Origin of the sequence: Streptomyces sp. NPDC051322 (genome assembly GCF_040689485.1) — a bacterium.
Lineage (GTDB): Bacteria > Actinomycetota > Actinomycetes > Streptomycetales > Streptomycetaceae > Streptomyces.
The window spans coordinates 1-4860 of sequence record NZ_JBFBAK010000027.1 but is presented as its reverse complement, the minus strand read 5'-3'; the positions used below and the strand labels follow the sequence as shown (position 1 = coordinate 4860).

The 4860-nt window shown below is 66.5% G+C and carries 5 protein-coding genes, 1 tRNA gene and 1 pseudogene; 6 read left to right on the top strand and 1 reads right to left on the bottom strand.

Annotation, left to right across the window (positions count from 1 at the left end; all coding sequences use genetic code 11):
* Positions 1-613: 613 nt before the first annotated feature.
* From AB0436_RS30465 to AB0436_RS30455, 3 genes and pseudogenes are all read left to right on the top strand, one after another.
* Positions 614-853 carry a hypothetical protein gene (locus AB0436_RS30465; RefSeq protein ID WP_366471161.1) on the top strand — a complete coding sequence of 80 codons (240 nt, stop codon included), beginning with the start codon at positions 614-616 and terminating at the stop codon, positions 851-853.
* A gap of 23 nt (positions 854-876) precedes the next feature.
* Positions 877-1500, top strand: a pseudogene (locus tag AB0436_RS30460) (helix-turn-helix transcriptional regulator); the annotation flags it as partial.
* Positions 1500-1703 (top strand): DUF397 domain-containing protein, encoded by a 204-nt coding sequence (locus AB0436_RS30455; RefSeq protein WP_366471162.1) that lies wholly within the window; start codon positions 1500-1502, stop codon positions 1701-1703. The pseudogene AB0436_RS30460 and the gene AB0436_RS30455, both read left to right, overlap by 1 nt.
* A 174-nt stretch (positions 1704-1877) precedes the next feature.
* Here AB0436_RS30455 and AB0436_RS30450 read toward each other — a convergent pair.
* Positions 1878-1965: transfer RNA gene (locus AB0436_RS30450), tRNA-Leu, on the bottom strand.
* Between the two features lie 188 nt (positions 1966-2153).
* On the opposite strand from AB0436_RS30450, the gene AB0436_RS30445 reads away from it, so the two are divergent.
* The 3 genes from AB0436_RS30445 to AB0436_RS30435 all read left to right on the top strand — a co-directional run bounded on the left by AB0436_RS30445 (position 2154) and on the right by AB0436_RS30435 (position 4747).
* Positions 2154-3488 (top strand): M20/M25/M40 family metallo-hydrolase, encoded by a 1335-nt coding sequence (locus tag AB0436_RS30445; protein ID WP_366471160.1) that lies wholly within the window; start codon positions 2154-2156, stop codon positions 3486-3488.
* A 172-nt stretch (positions 3489-3660) separates the two neighbouring features.
* Complete coding sequence (gene chpH, locus AB0436_RS30440) at positions 3661-3894, top strand: chaplin ChpH (RefSeq protein WP_365859530.1); 234 nt, start codon at positions 3661-3663, stop codon at positions 3892-3894.
* Between the two features lie 142 nt (positions 3895-4036).
* On the top strand, positions 4037-4747 hold the full coding sequence (locus tag AB0436_RS30435; RefSeq protein ID WP_366471159.1) for a chaplin: 711 nt from the start codon (positions 4037-4039) through the stop codon (positions 4745-4747).
* Positions 4748-4860: the final 113 nt, after the last annotated feature.

Sequence of the window (4860 nt, the reverse complement as noted above, 5' to 3'; positions counted from 1 at the left end):
ACCCCAGACCGTTCGTCTGGACGAAGACCGCCGACGAGATTCTCGACAAAGTCGCTGCCTACTGCCGACGAATCTCTGACTCAGATCACTAGGTCGCCGCCTGGGAGTTGCTGAAGCAGCCCACCTTGAGCGAACTACCGTCAGTGTCGCCCCAACTCGTTCGTTGGACCTGGTCACGCTGCTGCTTGGGTGGTACGAGCATGTGGCCCGGATAGAGAGAGCTTGAGCTTCCCGATTCCGACAGGTCTGTCTGGGGCGCGCATGACTTGATTGCCGCCGATTTCCTGCGGGATTTCATCGCCCGAGGACTAGAATTGGTCCCTGAGGGTGAGTCGAGAAATTTCCTCATCGCCCTCAATGAGGCGGATACGAGTTTTCTCTCCTACACGGAAGACGATGAAGCAGGTATCGTTCTTCGGCTCAATGGTGATGAATCTCAAGCACGTGGATGGTGGTGGACGCGCATTCCGCGCTCTGGGCCGATACGTAGGGATTTTGATCAGTTTTCTGTGTCATCCTAACAATTAAATAGGCCTGTGGGTGGCATGGAATGCCGAATGCCCCACCAGGGATTGTTCCTGGTGGGGCATTCCGGTGGGCTTGACGGCAGTAGTTGACGGCAACGTCAGCGGACGGCGGCCCCGGCGAGGGGTGGTTCGTCGCCGTCGTCAGGCTTGCTGGTGATCTCGCTGGGGCTGCGGAGGGCGTAGCTGAGGAGGTCGATGGCGTCGCGTCGGAGGCGGAGTCGGACGTGGGCGTAGACGGCGGTGGTGACGCCGATGTGGGCGTGGCCGAGGAGTTCCTTGATGACGACGAGTTCGACGCCCTGTTCCAGGAGGAGGGTGAGCAGTGACGATTACGGGGCGGTGGTACGGCATGGCGGCAGGACCGGAGCGAATCGCCGAAGACCCGGCGGGTTCGGAGGAGGCGGCGGATCTGTTCCGCGCCGTCGGGCGTCAGGTCAAGGCGGCGCGGGAGCGTGCCGGGATGAGCCAGAAGGAGCTGGGGAAGCGGGTCGGGCTTCTGCAGACGGAACACCACGCGCGTGCGGTGTTCCGCACGCGGCAACCGCTCCTGGATGAGGACACCGTCGAGCAACGCGTGGCGGCGCGGATGGACCGGTAAGGAATCTTCAAGCGCTGGCCACCACCGTTCACCACGTTCACCATCGAGGAATCCGTATTGCGCCGCCCCCTCGGAGGATGGGACGTTCATTACGAGCAGTTGGAGGCGCTGCTCAGCTTCGGCAGCCTTCGCAGCGTCGAACTCCAAGTGCTCCCGATGGAACGCACTGAACACCCGAGCCTTGGTGGGCCGTTCATCATGCTGACCCCGAAGGGCAGGCCGCAGGCGGCTTACGTCGAAGTCCAGCACGTCAGCCGCCTGATCACGGACCCCGACGAGGTTCGTATCCTTGCTGCACGCTACGGCAGCATCAGGGCCCAGGCGCTCACCCCCGGTAAGTCCCGGTCCCTGATCGAGAAGATGCTGGGAGATCGATTAACAGCGAGCAGCCCGCACAACTGGAGTGGTTCAAGAGCAGTTACAGCAGCGGAGAAGGCGGAGCCTGCGTCGAGATCGCCGCCGACCCCGCCGCGATCCGCGTCCGGGACTCCAAGCGGCGCGGCGGCCCGCAACTCGCCTTCGCGCGCGACGTATGGGCCGGGTTCGTCGCCGGCGTCGGGCAGGGCCGGTCGAACTGACCGCCTACGACACGAAGTCGCCGCGCAGGCGTCGTGGCGGGGCACTGTCACCGGCGGCGGGTCCAGCAGTGCCCGGTACGCGTCGCCGGTGGTTCCCGATCCCGGGAAACAAAAAATGCCGGTCGAGACGGACCGTCTCAACCGGCACTCTGCGGCAACCCGTGAGCTACCCGATGGTGTCCGAGGGGGGACTTGAACCCCCACGCCCGATAAAGGGCACTAGCACCTCAAGCTAGCGCGTCTGCCATTCCGCCACCCGGACAAGGTGTCTGCCGTACGGCCGTGGGCCGTTCCGACGTGGAAAACCATAGCAAACATTGGGCGGTGCTCGATCACGCCCGATCCCATGTGAAGCGCGTATGACGACGGTCCGCCGAGCTTGGTGTCGGGGGTGCGGCGCGCAAGGATGGGGGAGGCGGACCACCAGCAGTGACAGTGGGAGGAATCAGCGTGAGCGAGTCGAAGAGGCCAGGACCGAACCAGCCCGTCTCCGGCGAGGACGAGGTCGTCGATCTCTGCCGTGATCTCATCCGGATCGACACCAGCAACTACGGCGACCACTCCGGGCCGGGGGAGCGGGCAGCCGCCGAGTACGTGGCCGAGAAACTCGCCGAGGTCGGCCTCGATCCGCAGATCGTCGAGTCCCACCCGGGACGGGCGTCCACCGTGGCCCGGATCGAGGGCGAGGATCCGTCCAGGCCCGCACTCCTCATCCACGGGCACACCGACGTCGTACCGGCGAACGCGGACGACTGGACGCATCACCCCTTCGCCGGCGAGATCGCGGACGACTGCCTGTGGGGGCGCGGCGCGGTCGACATGAAGGACATGGACGCGATGACGCTCGCGGTCGTGCGGGACCGGCTGCGCAGCGGCCGCAAGCCCCCGCGTGACATCGTGCTGGCCTTCCTCGCCGACGAGGAGGCGGGCGGTGTGTACGGCGCGCACCATCTGGTGGACAACCGGCCGGATCTCTTCGAGGGCGTCACCGAGGCCATCGGTGAGGTCGGCGGATTCTCCTTCACCGTCAACGAGGACCTGCGGCTGTATCTCATCGAGACCGCCCAGAAGGGCATGCACTGGATGCGGCTCACCGTGGACGGCACCGCCGGCCACGGTTCGATGACCAACAGCGACAACGCCATCACCGAGCTGTGCGAGGCGGTGGCCCGGGTCGGCAGGCACAAGTGGCCGGTGCGGGTGACGAAGACCGTGCGGTCCTTCCTCGACGAACTCTCCGACGCCCTCGGCATCCCGCTGGACCCCGAGGACATGGAGGCGACGCTCGACAAGCTCGGCGGCATCGCGAAGATGGTCGGGGCCACCCTGCGCAACTCCGCGGCGCCCACCATGCTCGGCGCCGGGTACAAGGTGAACGTCATCCCCGGCCAGGCCACGGCCCACCTCGACGGACGCTTCCTGCCGGGCTACGAAGAGGAATTCCTGGGCGATCTCGACAAGCTGCTGGGCCCGCGGGTGAAGCGGGAGGACGTGCACACCGACAAGGCGGTGGAGACCACCTTCGACGGTGATCTCGTCGACGCCATGCAGGTGGCGCTGCGGGCCGAGGACCCGATCGCGCGCGCCGTTCCGTACATGCTCTCCGGCGGCACCGACGCCAAGTCCTTCGACGACCTGGGCATCCGGTGCTTCGGCTTCGCGCCGCTGAAGCTGCCGCCCGAGCTGGACTTCGCCGGCATGTTCCACGGCGTCGACGAGCGGGTGCCGGTCGACGGACTGAAGTTCGGCGTCCGGGTGCTCGACCGCTTCCTGGACAGGTGCTGACGGACGCGGCAATGCACGGGAAATGCCGAAACGGCGCTCAAAATAATCGGTAGTGCGTGCTAGAAGACCGAATCGAGTGAATGGGGGTACCGACACGTAGCCCCAGCCATTCCTCCTCGTTACAGGTGGTGCAGTCCGCGGTTTGGGGCCGCATTGCCAACTAGGAGGAATAATGATCAAGAAGGTCGTCGCTGCTGCGGCTGCCACTGGTGGTCTGGTGCTCGCGGGAGCGGGCATGGCCGTCGCCGATGCGGGTGCCCAGGGTGCTGCGGTGCACTCGCCCGGCGTGCTCTCGGGCAACGTCGTCCAGGCGCCCATCCACATTCCGGTGAACGTGTGCGGCAACACGGTCTCCGTGATCGGGCTGCTGAACCCGGCCTTCGGCAACGCCTGCGCCAACGTCTGACATTGCACATCCGACCCGCAAGGGTCTGAGCCTCGCCGGCCCTGGGGTGCGCGCCATGCGCTCCGGGGTCGGACAGGCCCTCGGCCCGTGGGCAATGAAGCTCGCGAGCTCTTCCGGTAGGTAGAAGACAGGGAACGAACCTATGCGACAGGTCACGAAAAAAGGCCTGATCACGGTGGCGGCAGCGGGCGGAGTGCTCGCGCTGGGCGGCGGTTATGCACACGCCGACTCCACGGCCGCCGGCAATGCCACGAATTCGCCGGGCGTGCTGTCCGGTAATTCGATCCAGGTCCCGGTGCACATCCCGGTGAACGCCTGCGGCAACACCATCAACGTCGTTGGACTGCTCAACCCGGCGTTCGGCAACGACTGCAGCAACACCTCGTCGGCCCACTCCGGGAAAAGCCAGGGCGGCGACGACAAGGGTGGCTACGGCGACGACAAGAGCGACAGCGGCGACAGCCACCGCGTCGGCGGGGCGACAGCCGTCGGCGACACGGAGGGCTCGCCCGGCATCCTCTCCGGCAACAGCGTGAAGATCCCGGTTCAGGTACCGGTGAACGCGTGCGGGAACAGCGTCACCATCGGCGGTCTGGGGAACCCGGCCCACGGCAACAGCTGTGAGAACGACAGCACCCCGGTCACCATGCCGCACAAGCCGTCGACCCCGGACACCCCGTCGAAGCCCGTGGTGACTCCGAACGCCCCGGTCGCCCACGCGGCTCCGGCGCCGGTGGCTACCGAGCAGCTGGCTGAGACCGGTGCCGGTGGCCTCGGTCTGATCATCCCGGCGAGCGCCGGGCTGCTGCTCGGGGGCGCCATTCTTTACCGGCGCGCCCGCGCCGCCGCGTGACGGCCGTCATCTGAAACGGTCACGCACGGCAGGAACGGAGGAGCGGGCCCCGCGCCCTTGAGCACGGACTCATGGAGCGCGCTCAGCTCCAGTGGGTGCGGTGGGGGAACGAG

Coding starts and splice junctions, on each gene's coding strand:
- chpH (WP_365859530.1), top strand. CDS start 3,661: ATGATCAAGAAGGTCGTCGCTGCTGCGGCTGCCACTGGTGGTCTGGTG.
- AB0436_RS30435 (WP_366471159.1), top strand. CDS start 4,037: ATGCGACAGGTCACGAAAAAAGGCCTGATCACGGTGGCGGCAGCGGGC.